Here is a 22,754-nt window from a genome sequence, read left to right as displayed (position 1 = left end):
TTTGAAATAGCATGTGATGAAAATCACCCATATTCCATTTCCAATCATGTATTTTTGTTGATATGTCAATCTATGTGAAGAGAGCTTTATACATCCTTATACTTGCAGGATTTTTAATCACTGTGCTTTATGCCGTTTTTTTTAAGGAGAAAGAGGTGGTCACTCCTTTGACCCAAACTTGGGAAAAACCTGTGCCTCATCAAGAAATCCCCGAAGGTTTAGTTTCTCTTAAATCGGAAGATTGTGGCGTCTGTCATCAAGAACATTATGCGGAATGGAAATTAGCAACGCATGCTCATGCCTGGACAGATTTACAGTTTCAAGCAGAGTTAAAGAAGGAATCAAGTCCTTTTATGTGTATTAATTGCCATATTCCACTTCAGAATCAGCAGCCAGACATAGTTACAGGATTAATCAATGGAGATATCTATAGGCCTGTAAAAGAAAAAAATCCGTTTTTTGATCCCGTGCTTCAGCAAGAGGGAATAAACTGTGCCAGTTGCCATGTGAGAAACAATGAGATAATTGGCACGATAGGCAGTGAACTGGCTCCCCATAAAGTAAGAAAGGCACCGGAATTACTTTCTGAAAACCTGTGTATTGGCTGCCATAATGCCAATGCCGTGATTACACCGACGTTGGCTTGTACTTTTCAAACAGGAGATGAGTGGAAGGCTGGGCCATTTTATGGCGAAAAAAACTGTAAAGATTGCCATATGCCTGAGGTAGTAAGGCCATTAGTACTTGGTTATGCTCCTCGAAAAAGTCATAGTCATTTTTTCACAGGCTCTGGTATCCCTAAGTTTGACTCGGTAAAGACGACCGTTTTAAACGGGCTGAATTTTTACCCTGAGAAAGTTGCCAAAAGCTATGTGGTGAACGAGGACTTTAGTTTTAATATAAGACTAAAGAATGAAAATGCGGGGCACAGAGTGCCTACAGGCGATCCAGAAAGGTTTTTTATGGTGGAGCTTACGCTATCGAACGAAGCAGGTCAATTGGTGAAAACCGAGAAATATAGAATAGGAGAGGAGTGGGAATGGTATCCTGAAGCCAAAAAAACAAACGATAATAATCTCAATCCTGGAGAAGAGCGAAGTTTCAAACTTCAAACCGTAATCCATAAAGAAGGGAATTATAGACTACAAGCCAAGGTAACAAAGCATCGCCTTAATAAGGAAAATGCAGAATATAATAAACTTGGAGCTAATTATCCGCTGTTTATCACGGTTTTTGATGAAAACTATTCTTTTGCCGTGAAATAAAAACTACAAGAAAGGCCGTCACGTGTGTGTCTCACCTCATTGAACACTTACTCATTGGAAGTGCATTAATAGCAAGCTTTTGAATGCTTAAATCTTATGCCATCTATATGATTGGAAGGATGAGGTATGCTATCTAAGAAAATAAAAGAGATGGCCAATATTTAACGATCATTATGATTGTCAATACCCAATCCGAGTTAAAGCAATCGGAAACGTCAACACTACTATTAAACCTAGTTGTAATTTGTAAGAGGTATGGGTCTGTTTTTTGCCAGCCCTCTCTTCAGTTGGAATTTCAAGAAAGTTTAAAATCACTACCTCCATTTCCATGGAAAATGCTAAATGGTTTCATCCATTTTTTCAGGAATGAGTTCCACAATCACATCCAAAATCATTCGATCAAAACACCACCAGAAGAATTTCAATTCAACGTTTAGAGGCTGTTAAAATAGAGCGTTGATTATTAGAAATTGGTTGCACCAATTTACCTTCTTAAAAGCATGTAATATTTACGCTAGAAATTTGAAATTAATAGACTGATTCAGGATTGAATAAATGTATTTAAGACACTTATTGTTTTCTCTTGATTATTTATGTAATAGTCTATAAATGAAGTGGTTGAAAGTGTCCTATCCGTATTCTTTGGTAATTTATCTTGATAGAATCTCCCTAAGTATTAGGCCGTAATTCCAATTGTAATAATTGATGAAAAAAAATAATTATATTAATTATATAGTATGAGAATTTTTAGCATAGATTTGACACTTTTTTAAAATTATATAACCTATAAACGTAATATTCTCAACTATCTAATTTCTATGAAAAAACTCTACAAAGTTCCCATCCGTGGAACAAATTTGCTTCTGTTCTTTTTTCTAGTCTCGTTGGCCGGCGTAGCTCAGAAAAAAATTACGGGTAATGTAAGTGATGGACCTTCTGGCGAAGGTTTGCCTGGTGTTTCGATTACGCTCAAAGAGACAAATCGAGGTACGATGACAGATGCTTCAGGAAATTTCATTTTTGAAGTTCCTGCAACAAAAGCTGTCTTAATATTTTCTTCTATTGGTTATTTTCCTCAAGAAATTGAAGTTGGAAACCAGACCGTTATCAATATCTCTATGATACTTGATAGCAGATCCCTTGAAGAAGTTGTAGTTACTGGTTATGCATCGCAACGGAAGAAGGACATAACGGGAGCTGTAACAGTGGTAAATGCCAAAGAACTCACAGCCACTCCTGCTGCCAGCGTAACTCAGATGCTTCAAGGTAGAGCATCTGGAGTTGTGGTCGGTAACGATAACTCCCCTGGTGGTGGAACCATGGTTAGAATTAGAGGCTTTGGTACGGTGAATAATAATAGTCCGCTTTATGTCATTGATGGGGTTCCTACCCAGGGAACGCTTAATCAGTTAAATCCTAATGATATAGAGTCTATGCAAGTATTGAAGGATGCTTCTGCGGCGTCTATTTATGGAGCTAGAGCTGCCAATGGTGTTGTTATCATTACAACTAAAAAGGGTACAACTGGTGAGCCTAACATTACTTTTGACTATTATACAGGCACTCAGAAACCTGGAAAAATGTTGGATTTGTTGAATGCTGACGAGTTGGGTCAATATTTATATCAGGCTGATTTAGGGGCAGGGAAAAACCCTTCGGTTACCTCGCCTTCTGTTCAATACAAATTTGGACCAAATGGTGAAGTTACAATGGCAGACTATATCTATCCAAACGTTTATGGAGCTTTGCCTTCTAACTACACCTATACCAATGATATCACTGACCCAAATTTGGGAAAAACGGCCTTTAATATTACCAAAGCGAATAAAGAAGGTACAGATTGGCAAGATGTAATTTTTGACCCGGCACCAATAAGCAATTATCAACTTGGTGCAACTGGAGGCTCTAGTGCCGCTAAATATGCGATTTCTGCTAATTATTTCAATCAAGATGGAATTTTAAGATATACGAAGTATAGTAGATATTCCGTTAGAGCAAATACGGAATTTAAGAAGAAATTCGTAACGTTCGGAGAAAACTTAACCTTCTCTTATGATGAAAGACAAGGAATAACGAACAACAACGAGTCAAACCCAATTATGTTTGCCATTCGTGTTCATCCTATCATTCCAGTGTTTGATATTACGGGCGGACCTACCGCTCTAGGAGGAACAAACACTTCTCCATATAATGGATTTGCTGGTAGTAAGGGGGTTAACTTAGGTAATGCACCTAATCCCTTGGCCAGATTGTATCGTGAGCAAGACAACCTTACAAAAGGATCGCATTTGTTTGGAAACGTGTTTTTGGAATTGGACTTAATGAAGGGCTTAAAAGCTCGTACCAGTTATGGACTCGAGTATAATCAATTTAACAGGTCAGAATATTTTCATAGAGATATTGAAGCTGCAGAGGCTAGAAATGCAAATAGCTTAAATGTCATTAATAGCTATGATAAATCATCTACATGGTTTAATACACTTAACTATAACAGATCATTGGGTCTTCATGAGTTAAATGTATTGGTAGGTACAGAAGCTGTAACTACATATTATTTTGGTTTTCAGGCAAGTAGAAGTGGTTTTGCTTTTGATGACTTAGATTACCGTTACCTTAACTCAGGGTCAGCTGCTGGACTAAGTAATGCGGGTGATGGTGCAATTCGAAGTGCCTTGTTTTCTCAATTTGGTAAAGTTAACTATGCTTTTAAAGACATTTATTTGGCAGACTTTACCTTACGAAGAGATGGCTCTTCTCGTTTTTCTGAAGCAAATAGATACGGTGTTTTTCCTGCATTTTCTGTTGGAGTGCGTGTGTCTGAATATGACTTCTTGAAAGATGTGTCGTTTGTAAATGATTTGAAGGTAAGATTTGGTTGGGGTAAAACAGGTAATCAGCTTATTCCTAATGTGAATAACGCTTACACTTTATATGCCGCAGATCCTTCAAATAATGCCTATGACATTAATGGTACGGGCTCTTCAATTGTTGGCGGTTTTGACTTAGTTCAATTCGGAAATCCAAATGGTAAATGGGAGACTACCACTTCAAGTAACTTGGGTATTGATGCCGTTTTGTTAAACAATAAAATGGAATTTGTTTTCGACGTGTACGACAGAACTACCTCAGATATGTTAACACAAATTGCCATTCCAAGAACTGCTGGTACTGGATCTATACCGTATACCAATATTGGTGAAGTGCAAAATAGAGGTTTTGACTTAGGAATTAACTATAGAGATAAAGTGGGTAATTTTAGATACCAAGTGGGTTTAAATATTGGTCATTATAAGAATAAAGTCATAAAACTTAATGATGATCCTAATTCAACTATTTTTGGATTCTCAACGAGGTTACCTGCCATTTCTGCCACAAAAGCTGGTCTTCCTATTGCTAGCTATTATGGTTATATCGTTGATGGCGTTATAAAAGATGATGCTGAGGCAGCGGCTGCACCTAAATTTGGTTCATATACAAGGGCTGGGTCTTTCAATTTTAGAGATGTTAACGGTGATGGAATTATAACCGCTGCTGACAGAACAATCATTGGAAGTCCTCATCCAGACTTCAATTATGGTATCAATATTAATTTGGGGTATAAAAACTTTGATTTAGCCATGTTTGGTCAAGGTGTTCAAGGAAACGAAATATTTAACTATGTAAGGTACTGGACAGACTTTAACACGTTCCAAGGAAATAGATCAACAGATTTATTGTATAACTCATGGAAAAATCAAGGTGATGATGCCAAACTGCCACGCTTGAATTCTGGTGATGCCACTAGCCAACAGATTTCTAGCTATTTCTTGGAGGATGGTTCTTATTTGAGATTGAAAAATGTTCAGTTGACCTATACCGTACCGTTATTTATTGCTGAAAAAGTAAAGTTGAGCTCTGCTCAGATTTATGTACAAGGTCAAAACATGCTGACATTGACTAAATACACAGGTCTTGATCCAGATATCAACCTTAGAACTTCGGGTAACGACAATCAAGATATTCATATGGGAATAGATGAAGGAGCGTATCCTGTTGCCAAATCCTTATTGGTTGGTATTCGTTTAGGTTTATAATTTGAATGATTTAAATAGTATATAAAATGAAGAAATTAATAATCCTTTTCGTAGCTGTTTTTATCAGCTTTTCATGTACCGATACGTTTTTTGATTTGAAACCCCAGGGGCGTGCGTCGCTGGCTCAGCTATCCAATAAATCTGGGGTGAATGCCTTGTTGATTGGAGCTTATTCACTATTGGATGGAGTAGGTGCTGGTAATACCGGTCGCCATTCCACGGTTTCAAATTATGTTTTCGGTGGTATAGCATCTGACGATGCCGTTAAAGGCACGGATGCTGGTGACCAACCAGAGCAGTCCTTTATTGAACAATACAGCTGGTTGGCTGACAATACCTATTTCTTAGGTAAATGGCAGCATTCGTATGATGGTGTTGGCCGTGCCAATGAGGTAATTCAAATTGTCAATAGTCCAGATGTTAAAGACATGACTGATGCCGAAAAAACACAAGTCATTGCTGAGGCTAGATTTTTGAGAGCTCACTACCATTTTGAGGCTAAAAAAATGTGGGGTAAAATACCGTACATTGATGACAAAACTTATAATGCAGGTGACCCTAGTTCTACAAAACTACCTAACACTGCAGATATCTGGCCTAAAATAGAAGCTGACTTTGAGTTCGCAGCGGCAAATCTTCCAGCGGTACAATCCCAAGTAGGAAGAGCGTCAAAATGGGCAGCAAAGTCTTATTTAGCTAAAGCAAAAATTTACCAAAAGAAATGGGCTGAAGCAAAAGTTTTACTGGAAGATGTGTATAAGAATTCTGGAAAAACACTAGTTACCAATTATCATGATAACTACAGATCAGGAAGCAGAAACAACGTAGAATCTATATTTGAAGTGCAAATGTCTGTAAATGATGGAACGACAGGTAATAATGGAAATGCGGGAGACGGACTAAATTATCCGTATTCTTCTACCGCACCTGGTAGAGGATGTTGTGGATTCTATCAGCCATCTCATAACTTGGTCAATGCATTCAAAACAAGTGATGGCTTGCCAATGATTGGTGCTGCAGCAGATGGTACGGAAGATTCTTATAACAAAGTAGATTTACCTAACGATCAGGGTATAAGCTCTGGAGCCGCTTTTACACTAGACAAAAGTATAGCAGTGGATCCTAGATTAGACTGGACGGTAGGTAGAAGAGGCGTGAATTTCTTAGATTGGGGTCCAATGCCTGGTTCTACTTGGATTCGTGACCAAGTTTATGCAGGGCCATTCTCAGGTAAAAAATGGATGTACTATTTAGCCGAAGAAAGCAGTACTACGCATTCTACAAGTAAGAGAAGTACCAACAATAACTATAGACTTATTAAGCTGTCTCATGTTATTTTATGGCTTGCTGAGTGTGAAATAGAACTTGGAAACCTTGCCGCTGCGGAAGGCTACGTAAACCAAATCAGAAAAAGAGCACAGACGGGTTCAGTGCAAGACCCAACAGTGAAGTATGTCGTAAACACTTACCCTGTGGGTACATTTGCCACTAGAGGTGCAGATTTTGCAAGAAATGCGACACGTATGGAGCAAAGACTAGAGTTTGCCATGGAAGGTCACAGGTACTTTGATTTAGTACGTTGGGGAATTGCAGAAAAAGTGCTCAACAAATATGCTTCAGAAGAGGCTTTGCCAGGTAAAGAGCCATCTGGCAGAGTGTTCAATAAAAGAGGTTATATGTCTGGAAAAACATTTACCTCAAAGAATAATGTTTTTCCTTTACCTCAAGATGAAATTTTGAATAGTCAAATAGATGGAAAACCTACCTTGATTCAAAATACGGGATATTAATTCAATCAACAGACTAAAAAAGCCTGAACAGAAATGTTCAGGCTTTTTGCGTTTTAAAAGCCTCGTAACCCATAATTAAACCCGGATTATGCATTGGGGAATCGTTATGAGTTATAAAGTGCAATAAATCAGACAATTAAAGAATGTTAGCATAGCGTTTACCCTGAGCCAATGTCGAAGGGCTATGATGATTGAGTTTAAATGGGTGTAGCCTGTGCTGAGCTAGACGAAGTAAACTGATTTGAAATAATTTAGCTATGGTCCCGATAAAATCGGGAAATTGCCTAATGCGGGTTAAACGTTCTGAAAACAATTATTCACTATTGGAAAGAGGTTCAAAATTTGGATTTAAATGGATAGAAATTTGAAAGTGAAATAATATGAAGGTTTTGAGTTCTTAAGCCTTATTTTTGTGCCCCAATTTTACTTTTCTATCTAAAAAATACTTGATTTCTATGTCTCAGTTTATTTATGGAGTGGATTTCGGCACCACTAATTCCGCATTGGCAATTCTCGATACCACTAAAAATGAGGTTGTAAAAGTATTCACCATGCCCTCTATTTTGTTTTTCCCAGAAGTAACAGCAGCAAATGGATTTTCTTATTACATCGGAAAACAAGCCACAGAGAAGTACGTGGAAAGTAAATCGAAGGGTAGACTGATGAAGTCTATCAAGTCTGTTTTGCCTATTAAAAGTTTTACCAATACCATGATAGGAGGTAAGGTTTTTAGGGCAGAAGATTTGGTGGCTTTGATAGTGACTTCCATGAAAAAGCAGGCGGATGATTACCTCGGGCAAGAGATAAATACGGCTGTTATCGGCCGACCGGTAGTTTTTAGTGAGCATCCTGAGAAGGAGGCTGTTGCTCAAAAAAGGTTAGAAAAGGCCATACGTTTAGCAGGTTTTGAGAAGTTTTATTTTCAAATGGAACCTATTGCTGCTGCCTTTACCTATGAGCGTACGCTTAAAAAAGAGGAACTCATTCTGGTGGCGGATTTTGGAGGTGGAACCTCAGATTTTACGCTCATGAATCTTGGTTCTAAGCATTCTGGACAGAAAGAAAGAATGCTTGCCAAAGGAGGGATTTATATCGGAGGTGATGACTTTGATTCAAAATTGATGTGGTTTAAAGGCACGCCACATTTTGGTAGAGGTGTGAAAGAGAAGTTTTTTGAGAAGTGGCTGGAGCTGCCATTATCTTATTTTGTGAGTATTACTTCATGGACTAAAATGAACTTCCTGAACACGCTTAAAATGAGAGATGCCATCAAGAAGTCTTATTTTCAGTCGGATAATCACCCAAAAGTTAAAAACCTTCTGACGCTCATAGAGAAAAACTTAGGTTACTTCCTGTTTTTAGAAGTGGAGCAAACAAAGATAGATTTAACTAAAGCAGACAATGCCGTTTTTAAGTTTAAAGGAGAAGACATAGACTTTAAAGAACCTGTAACTATCAAAGAATTTGGCGAAGATATTATTGCAGAAGATGTAAATAGGATAATGGCTTATTTAGACCAGTTTTTGGAGGGAAATAATGTTACTATAAATGATATAGACTCTGTTTTTATGACAGGAGGAACCTCTATGGTAAGACCACTTCAGGATGTTTTTGTGAAGAAGTTTGGTTCACATAAAATAAAATCAGGAGACAATTTCAATAGTGTTGCCATGGGATTGGCTTATAGTTATGATAAACTAAAGTGAGTTTGACTTTAGGGGGCTTTTAAAAATTTTAGAAATTCAGTTCTTTTTACTTACTGAACAGAAATTTTGTCAACTATACTGTATTAGGATAATTTACTAAAATGCTTAAAAATAGGGTCTTAGAATGATAGGTTTAGAGCTTAAAACCGGTTTATTCATTGGAGAATCGTAATGAGTTTTTAAAGTGTAATAATTCAGACATTTAAACGAGATTAGCATAACATCATTCTGGTGATTGAGTTTAAATGAGTTTACCAACTAATTTGAAGCAATTTAGCTACAGTCCCGATAAAATCGGGAGATTTTCTAATGAATAAAGCAGGTTAAACCCTTCGCCGACTTTTTCTTCTCTAAATAATAAGAAAAGATTGTCTTTTTACTATTTCTTATAGTACAAGCTGTTTGTCCCTATAAGATACTTATTCAACTTTCTGGATTACGCATATACCTGGGCTAACAGAGGATCTCGAAATTACCATTTCTCCCAAGGATACCTTTTTTTTGCTTTTTTCTTTTTGCCATCATCAGCACCGGGTACAAAATCCGTATCTGGATTAGCCTCACCTTTGTCGCCATCCCAGAGATAGTGCACCCTGTGAGGAATGCCATTTCTTGGAGAAAAAACGCCCGCCACTAAATCGTTATGTCTATGTTCGTATTTTGACTTACAAGTTTCCATTGGGCATCTAGGAGCCCAGCAGGAAGATAATATGCCAACCAAAAACAACAGGGAAATAGAATATTTTAAAATCTTAATCATGTTCCTTTATACTTAAAGTGGTAAACAAAGCCTTACTCCAGCAGTTTTACTTAAAAACAATCCTTTTGAAGCCAGTTCTCGATCTGGTCTTCTAAATGAAAAGGCTTGTTTTATTTGTTTTGCGTCTAAATCTGGGGAAGTAGAGCTGTATTGACCTACACCAATACCTGCATATGCATCCACAAAAAACCATTTGGTCACGATAAAGTGATTCCCAAATTTTACATTCAAAGCCCTTTCCAAATAATTAACTGCAAATGGCCCGATGCCCTCTACCTGCGTGCCACCGTAGCTCTCAAGGTTTGGAGAAGCATCATATTTTAAATCCTTTTGGACATATTCCAGAGCATAATATCTTCCAAACGGTTTTTTATCTAAAGCGTAGAAAGGGTACCAGTCAGAGAAATAACCTCTTATTTCACCTCTAATAATTCTTGTTTCTTGCTCAGGATGATTTTCCTTTTGCTCTTTGTTAAATGAATTGCTGCCTTTTCCTTTTCCATAGTCAAAACCAAAACTGAACTTTCCGAAGGGGGGAGCCAATTCTACACCATACTGTAAAACATTATCTCTACCTATTAGGGCTGTGGGTGTTATTTTCAACAGCAAAAATGGCTGATGAGAAAATGAAACGGGTTTTTTCCTGTTGGTTTCAAGGTCACCTTCCGTTTGGCTGAAAAATTGAGCCTGAGCGGTATTGAATACAAGAAAGCAAATTATTAGTCTTAATATCATTAAATCTGGAATGGCGGAACAGGGTAAAAACGATACGTTACCCTATTTTATTTTCAAATAAGATGCCATTTCCTGCGAATAATATAATTGGCAAGGATTTAGATGTAAACTTATTAGAAAAACTTTTCGTTAAATTTGTGCTATGAAGAGAAAGACTCTCAGAATATTGGCTTTTATAATGGCTCTAAACGTACTGTTTAGTGCTACTGGCTTTGCTATTTTTGAGCATAGTTGCCATGCTTTGGGACTTACTTCACGAAGTCTGTCGGATGATGAAGTTTGCGGAATGGAGCTAGAAGCCGCGGATACCATTGATAATGGTGAACTTAGCTTCAAGCAGAATTCATGCTGCGAAACACATGCACATTTTAATAAAGTAGATCACCAGACCAATACTAGCATTCAGCATATTGATATGCCCTTTTTGGCTGTGGTATTACAAAAAAGTGATTACCTTTTCGGCCTGGATTTAAGCTCCTCTGTTATGGAAGATAGTATGCTTCCACCTGTGAATGCACCTCCAAGTACTGGGCGGGATATTCTTCTTAAAAATCAGACATTCCTTATTTGATAATATATAGCTATTCGATTGTTAATCAATTGTTTAATTATAATATTTATCATGAAATACATCTTACTATCAAGTATATTATTACTTCATACTTTGGCTTATGGCCAACAAATTAGTGGTACAGTTTCGGACAATACCAATCAACCACTTATAGGTGCCGTAGTCAAATGGGCTACCGAGCCATCTAATGCATTACTGACTAACGAAAACGGTGGATTCACCATAAATCGAGGAGCTAAGCAGCACCAGCTGATTATTAGTTATTTGGGTTATAAGACAGATACCGTAATGGCACACGGAGATGGGCCGTTTAGTTTTTCTCTTAGCTCAGATAATACCAGTCTAACCGAAGTGGTGGTTAAAAGTAACTCCACAGTTATAGATAGATTGGCTTCTGTTCAAACTCAAATTATTACAAGTAAGGAATTGGCAAAAGCGGCTTGCTGTAATCTTTCAGAGAGTTTTGAGACCAATGCTTCGGTATCGGTAAGTTTTGCCGATGCCATTACAGGAGCGAAACAACTTCAAATGCTGGGCCTTTCTGGAAAGTATATACAGACCAATATTGAAAATATGCCAGGAGTGAGAGGCCTGTCCATTCCCTTTGGACTTAATTATGTTCCAGGTACCTGGGTGCAGTCTATTGATGTGGCTAAAGGAACATCATCTGTTATTAATGGCTATGAATCGATGTCCGGAACAATTAATGTGGAACTTCAAAAGCCAGATTTAGCAGAGCCTGTTTATTTGAATTTTTATGCCAACGAATTGGGTAGAGGAGAAGTTAATCTAAACCTAGCTAAAAAGCTGAACGATAAATGGTCTGTTGGTTTATTAAGTCATGGTTCTTTTCTACAAACTGAAGTAGACAGAAACGACGATGGTTTTAGAGATTTACCGCTCTATGGTCAGTTTAATATTCTGAACAGATGGAAATACAATGGAGAGCGATTTATGGGGCAAGCCGGTGTTAACTTCCTTACAGAAAATAGAGAGGGTGGACAAATGTCCAAAATTGCGAATCCCTATGTTTTTGAGAATAATACGCAGAAACTGACCATGTTTACCAAAACGGCGTTATTGTTTCCAGAAACACCCTATAGAGGGCTTGGGCTTATTTTGAATGGTACGTTTTTAAATTCGAATTCCGTTTTTGGTTTAAATCCTTATGATGCTAAAGAGAATACTTTTTTTGCAAATATGATTTATCAAGATATTATTGGAAATACTTTTCATACTTATAAAACAGGCCTAAGTTTTTTAGCAGATTCCTATGATGAGAGCTACGCCAATTTTGAGAATCCAATACATCTAAGTAGGCAAGAGCTCGTTCCTGGCGTATTTGGAGAGTATACTTATAATAAGTTAGACAAAACCATACTTGTGGTAGGATTGAGGTTAGACCAACATAATTTGTTTGGAACGCAGGTGACGCCGAGAGTCCATTTCAAACAAGATTTGGGCGAAAATAGTACTTGGAGGATTTCTGTAGGAAAAGGAATAAGAGTTCCTACACCACTAGCTGAGAACTTTGGGCAATTGGTCAGTAATAGAGTTGTCATCATTCGAGACAATATAGCTCCAGAGATTTCTTGGAATTACGGTACCAGCTGGACCAAGGAGTTTGGCAGAAATAATCTAAGTTTAGATATTTACCATACCGAGTTTAAGCAACATCAAATGTTGGATATGGAGCAGGAAGGTGAATTGATTTATTATAATTCTAAAGACCGTTCTTTTTCCACCAGTGCTCAGATAGAGTTAAACGTGGTGCCAAACGATAGATGGGAGATGAAAGCCGCTTACAGATGGTTAAATGTAAAACAGACCTTTTATACGAATCCTGATGAAAGCAGTTTAAGAGATAAGATGTTTGTGCCTAAATCTGCGGCATTACTTAATGTGGCTTATGCCAGACCCTATAATAAATGGAAAATGGATGCTACCCTATCTTATAAAGGAAAGCAAAGAATTCCTGACATTATGGTTGATGATTATGCTCCTGGTTTTGTAACTTTAAATAGTCAAATTTCAAGGAATTACGTAAGATGGGAGTATTATTTAGGAGCAGAAAACTTATTAAACTTTACGCAAGACAGCCCGATTATTTCAGCTGCTAACCCTAACAGTAGCAGCTTTGATGCAGGACAAGTCTGGGGACCCGTGATAGGTAGAATCGTTTATATTGGAGCTAGGTATAGACTTAGATAGATGATACTGAAAATTAAAAATATGGTTTGTAACAGATGCGTGCTAAGCGTGGAACAGCTCATGCACGCATCCGGCATGGCTTATGAAGAGATAAACTTAGGAACGGTAAAGCTGAAGGAAGATATGACAGAAGAGCAAGAAATTCAGCTGTCTAAAGATTTAGAAAAGCTAGGTTTTGAGTTATTGATAGATAAAGATTCTCAGTATGTGGAAGCCATTAAGAATGCCATTACCAAATTAATTTATCAGCAAGAGAATGCTTTAATGAAATATACCATTTCTGCATACATTGAGTCAGAGGTTAAGAAGGATTACAAATGGCTCAGTAGTTTGTTTTCTTTGAAAGAAGGTATCACCATAGAGCATTATGTGATAGCCCAGAAAATAGAAAGGGTAAAAGAATTGATAAGTTATAAGGAATTAACAATAAGTGAAATAGCAGATAGTTTACATTATAGTAGTGTGGCACATTTGTCAAATCAGTTTAAGAAGATAACGGGAATGACTCCGAGCGTTTTTAAAACATTAGGAACCAGAACAGCTCTGGATAAAGTATAAATTTAAAAAGATAAAAAAGATGAAGGTAAAAATAGTTTTAGGCTTGTTGTTTTTAGGATTTTTGAGTGCTTGTGATAGCGGTTCTTCGGAAGCTACAGAGCATTCTGGAGAAGTAGCTCATGCACATTATGCATGCTCTATGGAGTGTGAAGGTGATAAAACGTATGAAGAGCCAGGTCAATGCCCTGTTTGCAAAATGGACTTGGAAAAAGTAAGCTCGGATGAGGATTAATCATCTCGTTAACAATTGATTAGTATAAAATTGGTTTTAAATTTAATAAATTAGAATATGAAAAAAATATTAGGAATTATTGTTTTGGGCTTTTTAATGAGCTTTGGTGCTGAAGCTCAAAGCTTTGCATCATCAGAAAATGTAGTTAAGATAAAAACCTCTGCTATATGTAAAATGTGTAAGAAGAGGATAGAGAACGATTTAGCTTTGACGAAGGGTGTAGAAAAGGCGGAGTTGAATCTGGACGATAAAGTGGTGACTGTGGCCTATAATGCGAAAAGAACAAATGGAGATGAAATTAGAAAAGCTATTTCTAAAATTGGTTATGACGCAGATTTAGTTGTAGCAGATCAAAAAGCCCATGATAGATTACCAGATTGTTGCCAGAAAACAGCAGCACCTCATCAAGATTAAGATCGGGTAAATGGGTATTTACAAAAAAACGGGATGGCATGCCATTCCGTTTTTTTTTATGATTAAGCAGCTATTAAACTTGCCTTAAAACCGGCTTCTTCCACCGTCTTTATGATTTCTTCTGCAGTGAAATCGTCACCTTCTATCGTTAAGATTTTGTCAGGATTTTCAGTGTCCACTTTCCATTCGTCTATTTCGTCTAGTTTATTTAGGAAGGGTGTTACACCTTTTATGCAGCTACCACAATTTATGTTGGTTTTGAATTTTAATTGTTTCATTATATTGGAAATTAAAGTTTTATAGAATTCTAAAGTTTTAGTCTTTTTAGTCTCAAACTGTTCAGCACTACGCTTACAGAGCTAAAAGCCATGGCCGCTCCGGCTATCATTGGATTTATCATGAAGCCATTAAAACTATATAACACACCTGCCGCTAGAGGAATTCCTATAATGTTATAAATGAAGGCCCAGAACAGATTTTGTTTTACGGTATTCATCGTTCTTTTTGACAGCTTAATGGCGTCCGGTATTTTAAGTAAATCATCAGATATAATGGCCATCTTAGCCACGTCTAAGGCGATATCTGAGCCAGAACCCATTGCTATTCCCACGTCTGCTTTGGCCAGAGAAACGCTATCGTTAATGCCGTCTCCTACCATGGCCACCGTGTGTCCTTCTAGTTGTAAGTTGGCTAAAAAGTCGCTTTTGTCAGCAGGCATACAGTTGGCTCTAAAATCATTGATGCCTACTTCTTGTGCTACGGTGGCTGCCGTTTTTTCATTGTCTCCTGTTAACATAATTACCTTTAAGCCCTGCTCTTGCATTTTTCTAATTGCCTTAGCGGAAGTTTCCTTTATACTGTCGGAAATGGCAATGATGGCTAAAATGGATTTTTCGTTAGAAAAAATAACCACAGTTTTGCCTTGATTTTCTAGTTTTGAAATCGTTGAATTTTGTTCCTCAGAAATAGAAATTTCAAGCTCTGTAGCATAGTTGGGTTTTATGATGTAGTAAGTTTCATTTTCATATTGACCTTTTACGCCTTTGCCAGTAATAGATTCGAACGCTTGAATGGCTACCGAATCAGATTCTTTAAAGTGTTCGGTAATTGCGGTAGCCAAAGGGTGTTCAGAATCAGATTCTAAACTCTTAATAATGGATTTCAGGATTTCGGATTCACCAAAATATTCAATACTTGTAAGCTTCGGTTTTCCTTCGGTAATAGTACCAGTTTTATCCAATATAACGGTGTCAATCTTTTGAGCCAATTCTAGACTCTCTGCATCTTTTATCAATATTCCATTTTCTGCCCCCTTTCCTACACCTACCATAATAGCAGTCGGTGTGGCTAATCCTAGGGCACAGGGGCAGGCTATCACCAAAACAGACAAGGCGGAAAGCATGCCCAGGGCTATTTTGTTTTCACCTCCTAAAGTCATCCAAAGTACAAAAGTCAGGATGCCTATACCAATGACCACTGGTACGAAGACACTGGCAATTTTGTCGACCATTTTCTGTACAGGGGCTTTACTGCCTTGTGCGGCTTCTACCATCTGTATGATTTGCGACAAATAGGTGTCGTTTCCTACTTTTTCTGCCAATATCCTTAAACTTCCCTTTTGATTTAGTGTGCCTGCAAAAACGACTGATTTTTTCTCTTTTAATACGGGAATGGGTTCACCGCTGATGCTACTTTCGTCCACATAAGATTCCCCTTTTTTAACCTTGCCGTCCACTGGGATTTTATCTCCAGGTTTTACCAAAAGCAAATCTCCAATGATGACTTCATCAATACCGATGCTTTGTTCTTCTCCATTTCTAATGGCAATGACGGTTTTGGGCTGAAGGCCAATCAACTTTTTCAAAGCTTCTGAGGTGCCAGATTTAGCCTTTTCTTCCAACCATTTACCTATTAAAATAAAGAAAATAACCACCCCTGCAGCTTCAAAGTATACATGAGCTTCTAGGCCTCTGTTGACAAAATAAGCAGGATAGAAAGTATTAAAAAGACTAAAAGTATAAGCTATACCCGTACTCAAAGCCACCAAAGTGTCCATGTTTACTTTTCCAATTTTAGCTTGTTTGTACGCATTTATGAAAAAGCCTTTGCCGAATATGAACAGTACGGGAGAGGCTAAGGCCAGCATGATATAATTGGCATAAGGCCAGTGCATGCCCAGCATCCCTATGATGAGTAAAGGCACAGAAAAAACACCTGCCCATATGGTGTTTTTCTTCGCTATTTTAAGACGGTCTTGCTTTAACTCTTCTGCCGAGCCATCTTTTTCAATCACCAAATCATAGCCAATGGCTTGTACTTGTTTTTGAAGTAAGGGTAAATTCGTAATTTCTTCGTCAATACTCAGGTATGCCTTTTCATTGGCATAATTGACGGAAACGGCTTTAACACCCGGAGTATTCTTTAAAATTTGCTCCACACTTCCGGCACAGCTGGCACAGGTCATACCTAAAACGGGAATTTGAAGTTTAGCTTCCATATTTATCATCTATTTTTACAAAACTAATCAGAGTATCAGTCGTTCTAGTTATATCATTTACAGTTAAAATTGTAAGATTTACTTTATGAGAATACATGTTTTAAGTCTTTTCCTATTCATCCCTTTTGTGGAATCTTGTATTTATCCGCAAGGACCTACCACCGATGCTTCTAAAGATACGACCAATGTGGAGGTGACAGTACCATCTGAAAGGGGTTTAAAAGTAGGGCAGGGCGTTTTGAAAACAGACCAAGAGGCTTTTACCAAAGGTCAAATGTTTTATGACGGGAAGGTCATGCAAAGGGCTTCTCAGTTGGCATTTAAGGCTGATGTCAATAATAATCTATTACTAACAGATACAGAATGGTCGGGAGATTGGCAGGAGGATATCAATCATAAAAAGGTGGTGTTTTGGGAAACGGAACACTATAAGGATGTGAGGAATAACAAACTTCAAGACGCCAATATGGAAGATATGAGAGGTTTTGATTTTGCTCCATTGGTTTTGCAGATGAATAATGTCCCGCCTTGGAACGGTGGCACTTTTGTGCAGCATTTTGTGACTATTCCTGGCGAGAATCGAAACCACTGGAAAGAAGGAAATCTGGAGTACTTCTTTATGCCAGATGATTTTCCACAAAATATAAGTCATACACATCTTCCTCAATTTTATAAGTATTTTCCAGATTATAAATTGCCTAATAATAAAATTGGAATCACCAGCTTCATGATAAATGACGATGTTGAGAACAAGACAGCTAAAAAGGGTTATACCTATACCGGTAGTTTTGTGGCACCAAAAGAGCAGCGAGTTTATTATGATTATGACACTTGGCTTTATGAGAGTGGGGCACCAGCAGCGTATTCTGTTTCTCAGCAGGAAATAAATGCTTGGCTAGATAAGGTAGACGAAAACGTACTGTACAGGAATTTTGAAAAGTATGTTTTAAATAAATATCAGAATGTGGGGCATTTAGTGCTGAACTGGGAAGCTTTGCAAAGCCCTTATGGTAAGTCTATCTATAAATTGGAGCGATGTTTAAACGCTTATAAAAAGAAATATCCTAAAACCACAATTTCGCTTTGGCCACGGGGATTGTTCTTTTTGAATAGGGTCAATGTGGAAGGAAATAATTTTAAATATGAGCTCACAGATGATTTGAAATTTCAAGGGAACCTTGGTCAATGGGACACCAATCAAAATCCTAAAAGCCCCTTTTCTATCAATAGCTTTTACCTGAATAATGTAGATATAAATTATGTTGGCGGGTATTTGAATTACCCTACCAATTACGGCTATGTTCAGCATTTAGTCATACAGCACATCATGAATAAGAAGTTTCAGCCTACTAAGAAAAGTATCTTAATGTGGTGGCATAATCAGGAGTATGTAGGAGATTTTGAGATGGGTACGGCATGGTTTACAGACGATAAAGGAAGAATACTTTCAGTGAAAACCAAGCCGATGGTTTTTCCATCTGCCATGCATAATGCAGCAGTTTGGGCTTTTGCTTTTTGTGATGGAGGAGAGCTGTGGTCTGAGCCTTATAGCAGAAGAGATCAAAATGATTATTTGGGAGCGGCTACTGATGTCTATGATAAAAAGGGAAACAAAGTATCCACTGCTTTCTCTCCAAACTTAACGGGTCAATATGCCATCCAAAACTATAGGAATATAGACAGATGGGAAGCAGGGAAGTGGTCCGTAAGTGCTAATAAGGATATAGTTGAAGCTAAAACGGACTGGAACTTCGTATCTTCCGCCAGAGAAAATAATAGATTTACCAGAGGAGATGAGGTACTTCCATCTTATTCGCTTTATGACAAGAGCCAGATGGTGGCGGTTAAATTTAATGAGCAAGAAACCCAAGCCCTAGTGCTGGTTTATGATGCCTGGAACGACCCATTAAAAGAAAGTGTGATACATGTGACGGTGAAGGATAAAGTGATTCCTGTAAAAGTATTTGGTAGGTATACTTCCGTGGTAAGAATCAACGAACTATAAAATTAATGAAGAAAACTGTAGAATTAGAAAAAAGAGATATTGAGAAGTTAAGTGATGAAGATATCGCTTTTTTAAAAGAATCTGAAAAAGCGGCAGAGCTGTCTTATGCTCCTTATTCTGAGTTTCATGTCGGCTGTGCCGTGGTCTTAAAAGATGGAGAGATAGTACATGGGGCTAATCAAGAGAACTCTTCTTTTCCTTCGGGTTTGTGTGCAGAAAGGGTGGCTCTTTTTCAATGTGCAAAAAACTTGGAAAATAAGGTGGAAAGAATCGTGGTTTTTGCAAAATCCAAGAAATATGAAGTGCCAAACCCTTTAGTGCCCTGTGCGGGATGTTTGCAGGTGATTTCCGATATAAGGAATCGTCAAAAACAAGCCATTGAGATATGGTTATGGGATGGCAAATCTGAACTGTATATAGCAGATGATGTAAGTCAGTTTTTACCCTTTCATTTTGAACTGGTTAAGCTATAATAAGCAATAAGGGTATTATTTTTTTCCTTTTTTTATGAGTGTAACCCCGAAAAGGGCTAAAACAACACCTGTAACTAATGAGATAAGTTGAAGTGTTTTTTGATCTTGAAAAATAGTCAGTCCTAGTATAGTAAAAAGTCCACCCAAAGCAGCGGTGGTATTACCTAGTTTACGATTATTGTTTTCTTTTTTCATGTAGCGTTCAGGTTTTATATCTAAAAATAACTATAAAAAGGTTTTCTGAAATGGCGTTTTTTAAATTCTTGTTTTTAAATGAACGTATTCTTGGTCTCTGGAACAAGGGTTAACACCTTTTTACCTAAGAATGCTCTTTTGATTAAATAGTCTTCAGTTATATCTTTTTAAAAGCATATGTTGTCTTTCGTAATATAAAGCCTTATTAAAGAAAATTTGAGGTCACCAGGAAGTTTATTTTGTGCTACAGAATTACTGATATGCGTATAAAAGTAGTCTTCGGTGAGGAAGAGAAAATAGTCTAAAGGCGTGTTTTCTGATTGATTGGAAATGGACTGTTCTGCATTTTGTTTGACCAGATTTTCAAGTTCATATTTAATTCCATTTAAGATACTATATATGGTTTTTCTAACCTTTACAAGTTGCCCTTCGGTTAAACCCGGTTTATGAATTGGAGAATCGTAATGAGTTTTAAGGTGGAGTAAATCAGGCATTTAAACGAGATTAGCAGATTACCTGAGCTTTTTGTCGAAGGGTTCTGGTGATTGAGTTTTAATCAGTTTACGCCTGCACTGAGCCTTACGAAGTGAACTGATTTGTGTTACCCTGAGCTTGCGGATGGGAAGCAATATAGCTATGGTCCCGATAAAATCGGGAGATTTTCTAATGCATAAAGCGGGTTAAAGGAAGACAAGCTCACAGAAAGAGTAACATAATCCCCGTTATTCAGGAAATCAATCAGCTGATTCATCTCACCTTTTTCAAAGAGATAAGCTTCTACATTTTGGGAGGGATCTAAAGAGTTACTTAGCTCTTCTATAGGGTTATGAAGTCTAATAATGGAGTCATCTCTATTATCGTTTTTTACCAAATGAAACAAATGAATGTCACAGTCAAAACTCCATACGTTAAAGAGTAAAGTTTTCATAGAAATCTCAGATGATTTAGAAAAGTCGGTATTGAAGCCAATTTTTACCGTTTCTTTTATTCCTACTCGTTTAGCTGCATTTTGGGGTATGGGTTCACACCTTTTTTAAGGTTTGATATGATTGTATCGTCCACGTAACTTCTGTAAAGCGTGAAATTCCATCTGATACCGTCTATATTATTATTCATAATGTTTAGCATGAAATTTTCGCCGTAATCATGCTTAAAAACAACAAAGGCGTCTATGTTGTCCTTTTCAATTAATGTTTTTAGATTTTCAATACATTGGCTTTTATCATGATTTGCTATCGTGATATCTAAATTAGGCATTATTTTTTTGACCTTTTCATGTGTTTCATTAAAGGCCTTTATATCTAGCAATTCATCGGACAAGATAATTATAGTAATCTTTGCAAAAAGGAATTTATAGTATTCTTCAAACAGGTTGGTTATATGGAGATTATCTAGATTCTTTATATCTAGCAGTATGGTAGTCCTGTTTTCTATTTTGACTTTATGGTTTGCCGGAATTAACGTGAGATCTTTGTTGACTTGCTTTGTTAGCTGAGTAATAAAAGAGTTACATTTTTCGGAGGTTTTAAAAGGCATACCACTAGCAATGATATGATACTTCCCATTATTGAGGTTATTTATCATTTCTTGGCATTCATTTTTTCTGAACAGTCGATTTTGGATATCTTGACCCTCACTGGCCTCGAGCTTCACTTCCTCCGTAAGAAGATTTAGTTTTGACAAGGCCGTATCTTCATCTTCATCTTCTAAATAATGGAGAAGATGAATGTTACAATTGAAGTTCCAAGTGTTAAATAGTATACTTTCCAGCGATGCTCTAGACAGCTCAGAAAAGTCTGTACAAAAAGCAATATTTATAGAATCTGACATGGTTTTTATAACCTTTTTTTAGCGACAAATTGAAAGTTGCTTCGCTCTAAAAGAGCTGAGAATTTAAGTCTGAATAAACTTAAATTGTAACACTAGATTATGATACTATTTAACTTAGTAATCAAATATTTACGGTCAGTGTTTTAGTTATTAGATGAAGCAGCATTAAACGAATTATATTACAAAGATATAGCATAACTGGCTTGTAGACAATGAATTTACATGCAGTATATGGATAACAGTTTTTTTTGAAGAGAAATTTTTGAATCCATTTTATGGGTTAAATTGCTTATTTCCGTATCTTGAATTATTTAGCGGATACATGTTAAATTTGCTTTTTTTTGAATAAAAATCTTTAAAATGTGCAATTAACACCTCTTTTGAAAACGAAAACAGAAAGCTTAACGTATTTCAGGTATAAGAAATGGTGCGTGTTGAATGTTCCTTTGTAGTTTACGGTTCTGTTTTTGGAAACGTTTACTCCGAAATAGGTGGCGATTTTAGGAAAGCAGACTTGCAGAAAAATCCTTTAAAGAAAGTTTCTGAAAATCTGGATGATTTGAAATAGCATGACCCAATATTTCAGGAGTGACATGAAGTCTCATGAATGAAAAATGAACGGCATTCTCCTTAAGACTTGTGTTAATACCGTTGTTTACTAATTGGTCGATGCTATCGTCTTGAGAATAAATCAAAAAGTCTATTTTGTTTTCGCTTATTTCCTTCTGTAAACCTGCAATGCGGTTCTGATGAAGTAGGTTGATGACATCAAAATTTAGGCGTGGTAGCGTATCAGAAATGAATAGATGAGCCTCATCCATCTCCTTAGGTGACAGCGGAGTTTCTGAAATAATAATGAACTTTATTTTGGCATAATTGAATAAGAAGTATTCGTGATATTTTTTAATGGCAAATAGGTTGATAAGGTTGTTTATGTCCAAAGTCATTATCCCCCTGTTTTCTATTTTAACTTGGTGGCTTTGCGTTACAAAATTAGCATCTGTATGAAGCTTATCGTATAAGTCATGACTCAAGGTTCTGAAGCCATTACGAAAGCTAACGGTAGGCATCGGTAAATAAGTCAAGAAGTAATGCTCCTGATTGATAAACTCAATCATCTTATGGTCTTCATTTTCATAGAAGATTTTGATCGAGACTGTTACTCTATCTTCCATGGAGTTTTCTATTTCTCTTTTCAATGTTTCTAAAGATTCAAAGGCTTTAGAATCATGATTGCTTTTCAGAATATGTATGAGATCTAACTGGAAATCAAAACTCCATATATTAAACATAAGGGTTTCAAATGCGACTTTTGCACCCTCTGAAAAATCGGTAAAATAAGCTAGTTTAACTGTGTGATTCATGCTGGATTTATAAAATTAAGTTATGCAAGTTACGGGTTATAACGCCTTATGGTTTTCATTAATTGCGGGATTCTA

The 22,754-nt window shown here is 37.0% G+C and carries 20 protein-coding genes; 11 read left to right on the top strand and 9 right to left on the bottom strand.

What is annotated here, in order from left to right:
• Positions 1–74: 74 nt before the first annotated feature.
• From ACSBFT_RS09555 to ACSBFT_RS09540, 4 genes are all read left to right on the top strand, one after another.
• Positions 75–1,265, top strand: a complete 1,191-nt coding sequence (locus ACSBFT_RS09555; protein WP_489604425.1) for a multiheme c-type cytochrome — start codon at positions 75–77, stop codon at positions 1,263–1,265.
• Between the two features lie 818 nt (positions 1,266–2,083).
• On the top strand, positions 2,084–5,338 hold the full coding sequence (locus ACSBFT_RS09550; RefSeq protein WP_489604424.1) for a SusC/RagA family TonB-linked outer membrane protein: 3,255 nt from the start codon (positions 2,084–2,086) through the stop codon (positions 5,336–5,338).
• Between the two features lie 26 nt (positions 5,339–5,364).
• Positions 5,365–7,128 carry a RagB/SusD family nutrient uptake outer membrane protein gene (locus ACSBFT_RS09545; RefSeq protein ID WP_489604423.1) on the top strand — a complete coding sequence of 588 codons (1,764 nt, stop codon included), beginning with the start codon at positions 5,365–5,367 and terminating at the stop codon, positions 7,126–7,128.
• A gap of 455 nt (positions 7,129–7,583) precedes the next feature.
• On the top strand, positions 7,584–8,834 hold the full coding sequence (locus tag ACSBFT_RS09540; protein WP_489604422.1) for an Hsp70 family protein: 1,251 nt from the start codon (positions 7,584–7,586) through the stop codon (positions 8,832–8,834).
• 472 nt (positions 8,835–9,306) lie between these two features.
• On the opposite strand, the gene ACSBFT_RS09535 is transcribed toward ACSBFT_RS09540, so the two are convergent.
• Positions 9,307–9,594 (bottom strand): hypothetical protein, encoded by a 288-nt coding sequence (locus tag ACSBFT_RS09535; RefSeq protein ID WP_489604421.1) that lies wholly within the window; start codon positions 9,592–9,594, stop codon positions 9,307–9,309.
• A gap of 12 nt (positions 9,595–9,606) precedes the next feature.
• Entirely contained in the window at positions 9,607–10,329 is a 723-nt protein-coding gene (locus ACSBFT_RS09530; RefSeq protein WP_489604420.1) for a hypothetical protein, read from the bottom strand.
• 142 nt (positions 10,330–10,471) lie between these two features.
• Between ACSBFT_RS09530 and ACSBFT_RS09525 the strand changes: the two genes are divergently transcribed.
• Genes ACSBFT_RS09525 through ACSBFT_RS09505 form a run of 5 tightly spaced genes read left to right on the top strand, consistent with a single transcriptional unit; the run spans position 10,472 to position 14,315 of the window.
• Positions 10,472–10,900, top strand: coding sequence for an HYC_CC_PP family protein (locus ACSBFT_RS09525; protein ID WP_489604419.1), 429 nt, complete (start codon positions 10,472–10,474; stop codon positions 10,898–10,900).
• Between the two features lie 51 nt (positions 10,901–10,951).
• Positions 10,952–13,111 (top strand): TonB-dependent receptor, encoded by a 2,160-nt coding sequence (locus tag ACSBFT_RS09520; RefSeq protein ID WP_489604418.1) that lies wholly within the window; start codon positions 10,952–10,954, stop codon positions 13,109–13,111.
• Positions 13,112–13,669: an AraC family transcriptional regulator gene (locus tag ACSBFT_RS09515; protein ID WP_463045570.1), complete on the top strand. Its 558-nt coding sequence runs from the start codon at positions 13,112–13,114 to the stop codon at positions 13,667–13,669.
• Between the two features lie 19 nt (positions 13,670–13,688).
• Positions 13,689–13,901 (top strand): heavy metal-binding domain-containing protein, encoded by a 213-nt coding sequence (locus ACSBFT_RS09510; RefSeq protein ID WP_463045571.1) that lies wholly within the window; start codon positions 13,689–13,691, stop codon positions 13,899–13,901.
• A 57-nt stretch (positions 13,902–13,958) separates the two neighbouring features.
• The gene (locus ACSBFT_RS09505) at positions 13,959–14,315 is read left to right on the top strand and encodes a heavy-metal-associated domain-containing protein (protein WP_463045572.1); all 357 of its coding nucleotides are present in this window, start codon (positions 13,959–13,961) and stop codon (positions 14,313–14,315) included.
• Positions 14,316–14,377: 62 nt separating this feature from the next.
• Here ACSBFT_RS09505 and ACSBFT_RS09500 read toward each other — a convergent pair whose 3' ends face one another.
• Positions 14,378–14,593: a heavy-metal-associated domain-containing protein gene (locus ACSBFT_RS09500; protein ID WP_463045573.1), complete on the bottom strand. Its 216-nt coding sequence runs from the start codon at positions 14,591–14,593 to the stop codon at positions 14,378–14,380.
• A 29-nt stretch (positions 14,594–14,622) separates the two neighbouring features.
• Positions 14,623–16,812: a heavy metal translocating P-type ATPase gene (locus tag ACSBFT_RS09495; protein ID WP_489604417.1), complete on the bottom strand. Its 2,190-nt coding sequence runs from the start codon at positions 16,810–16,812 to the stop codon at positions 14,623–14,625.
• An 85-nt stretch (positions 16,813–16,897) separates the two neighbouring features.
• Here ACSBFT_RS09495 and ACSBFT_RS09490 point away from each other — a divergent pair, with 85 nt between their 5' ends.
• Both ACSBFT_RS09490 and ACSBFT_RS09485 read left to right on the top strand, forming a co-directional pair.
• Positions 16,898–18,817, top strand: a complete 1,920-nt coding sequence (locus ACSBFT_RS09490) for a hypothetical protein (RefSeq protein ID WP_463045575.1) — start codon at positions 16,898–16,900, stop codon at positions 18,815–18,817.
• Positions 18,818–18,822: 5 nt separating this feature from the next.
• The gene (locus ACSBFT_RS09485; RefSeq protein WP_489604416.1) at positions 18,823–19,290 is read left to right on the top strand and encodes a cytidine deaminase; all 468 of its coding nucleotides are present in this window, start codon (positions 18,823–18,825) and stop codon (positions 19,288–19,290) included.
• 15 nt (positions 19,291–19,305) lie between these two features.
• Here ACSBFT_RS09485 and ACSBFT_RS09480 read toward each other — a convergent pair whose 3' ends face one another.
• The 5 genes from ACSBFT_RS09480 to ACSBFT_RS09460 form a co-directional block, all read right to left on the bottom strand.
• Positions 19,306–19,485 (bottom strand): hypothetical protein, encoded by a 180-nt coding sequence (locus ACSBFT_RS09480; RefSeq protein ID WP_463046626.1) that lies wholly within the window; start codon positions 19,483–19,485, stop codon positions 19,306–19,308.
• Between the two features lie 167 nt (positions 19,486–19,652).
• The gene (locus ACSBFT_RS09475) at positions 19,653–19,979 is read right to left on the bottom strand and encodes a hypothetical protein (protein ID WP_463046625.1); all 327 of its coding nucleotides are present in this window, start codon (positions 19,977–19,979) and stop codon (positions 19,653–19,655) included.
• Between the two features lie 140 nt (positions 19,980–20,119).
• A complete protein-coding gene (locus ACSBFT_RS09470; RefSeq protein ID WP_463046624.1) occupies positions 20,120–20,413 on the bottom strand; it encodes a hypothetical protein in 294 nt (97 codons plus the stop codon).
• A 62-nt stretch (positions 20,414–20,475) separates the two neighbouring features.
• A complete protein-coding gene (locus ACSBFT_RS09465; RefSeq protein WP_463046623.1) occupies positions 20,476–21,315 on the bottom strand; it encodes a hypothetical protein in 840 nt (279 codons plus the stop codon).
• A 500-nt stretch (positions 21,316–21,815) separates the two neighbouring features.
• Complete coding sequence (locus tag ACSBFT_RS09460) at positions 21,816–22,679, bottom strand: hypothetical protein (RefSeq protein WP_489604415.1); 864 nt, start codon at positions 22,677–22,679, stop codon at positions 21,816–21,818.
• Between the last annotated feature and the right edge of the window lie 75 nt (positions 22,680–22,754).

The organism is Arcticibacterium sp. SM2516 (assembly GCF_057914865.1).
The sequence above is the reverse complement of the archived record's forward strand: the minus strand, read 5'-3'. Positions and strand labels throughout refer to the sequence as shown.

Bases quoted from the DNA above. Each gene is read 5' to 3' on its own strand.
- ACSBFT_RS09550 (WP_489604424.1), top strand. From the start codon at position 2,084: ATGAAAAAACTCTACAAAGTTCCCATCCGTGGAACAAATTTGCTTCTG.
- ACSBFT_RS09545 (WP_489604423.1), top strand. From the start codon at position 5,365: ATGAAGAAATTAATAATCCTTTTCGTAGCTGTTTTTATCAGCTTTTCA.
- ACSBFT_RS09540 (WP_489604422.1), top strand. From the start codon at position 7,584: ATGTCTCAGTTTATTTATGGAGTGGATTTCGGCACCACTAATTCCGCA.
- ACSBFT_RS09535 (WP_489604421.1), bottom strand. From the start codon at position 9,594: ATGATTAAGATTTTAAAATATTCTATTTCCCTGTTGTTTTTGGTTGGC.
- ACSBFT_RS09530 (WP_489604420.1), bottom strand. From the start codon at position 10,329: ATGATATTAAGACTAATAATTTGCTTTCTTGTATTCAATACCGCTCAG.
- ACSBFT_RS09525 (WP_489604419.1), top strand. From the start codon at position 10,472: ATGAAGAGAAAGACTCTCAGAATATTGGCTTTTATAATGGCTCTAAAC.
- ACSBFT_RS09520 (WP_489604418.1), top strand. From the start codon at position 10,952: ATGAAATACATCTTACTATCAAGTATATTATTACTTCATACTTTGGCT.
- ACSBFT_RS09515 (WP_463045570.1), top strand. From the start codon at position 13,112: ATGATACTGAAAATTAAAAATATGGTTTGTAACAGATGCGTGCTAAGC.
- ACSBFT_RS09510 (WP_463045571.1), top strand. From the start codon at position 13,689: ATGAAGGTAAAAATAGTTTTAGGCTTGTTGTTTTTAGGATTTTTGAGT.
- ACSBFT_RS09505 (WP_463045572.1), top strand. From the start codon at position 13,959: ATGAAAAAAATATTAGGAATTATTGTTTTGGGCTTTTTAATGAGCTTT.
- ACSBFT_RS09500 (WP_463045573.1), bottom strand. From the start codon at position 14,593: ATGAAACAATTAAAATTCAAAACCAACATAAATTGTGGTAGCTGCATA.
- ACSBFT_RS09495 (WP_489604417.1), bottom strand. From the start codon at position 16,812: ATGGAAGCTAAACTTCAAATTCCCGTTTTAGGTATGACCTGTGCCAGC.
- ACSBFT_RS09490 (WP_463045575.1), top strand. From the start codon at position 16,898: ATGAGAATACATGTTTTAAGTCTTTTCCTATTCATCCCTTTTGTGGAA.
- ACSBFT_RS09485 (WP_489604416.1), top strand. From the start codon at position 18,823: ATGAAGAAAACTGTAGAATTAGAAAAAAGAGATATTGAGAAGTTAAGT.
- ACSBFT_RS09480 (WP_463046626.1), bottom strand. From the start codon at position 19,485: ATGAAAAAAGAAAACAATAATCGTAAACTAGGTAATACCACCGCTGCT.
- ACSBFT_RS09475 (WP_463046625.1), bottom strand. From the start codon at position 19,979: ATGCCTGATTTACTCCACCTTAAAACTCATTACGATTCTCCAATTCAT.
- ACSBFT_RS09470 (WP_463046624.1), bottom strand. From the start codon at position 20,413: ATGAAAACTTTACTCTTTAACGTATGGAGTTTTGACTGTGACATTCAT.
- ACSBFT_RS09465 (WP_463046623.1), bottom strand. From the start codon at position 21,315: ATGTCAGATTCTATAAATATTGCTTTTTGTACAGACTTTTCTGAGCTG.
- ACSBFT_RS09460 (WP_489604415.1), bottom strand. From the start codon at position 22,679: ATGAATCACACAGTTAAACTAGCTTATTTTACCGATTTTTCAGAGGGT.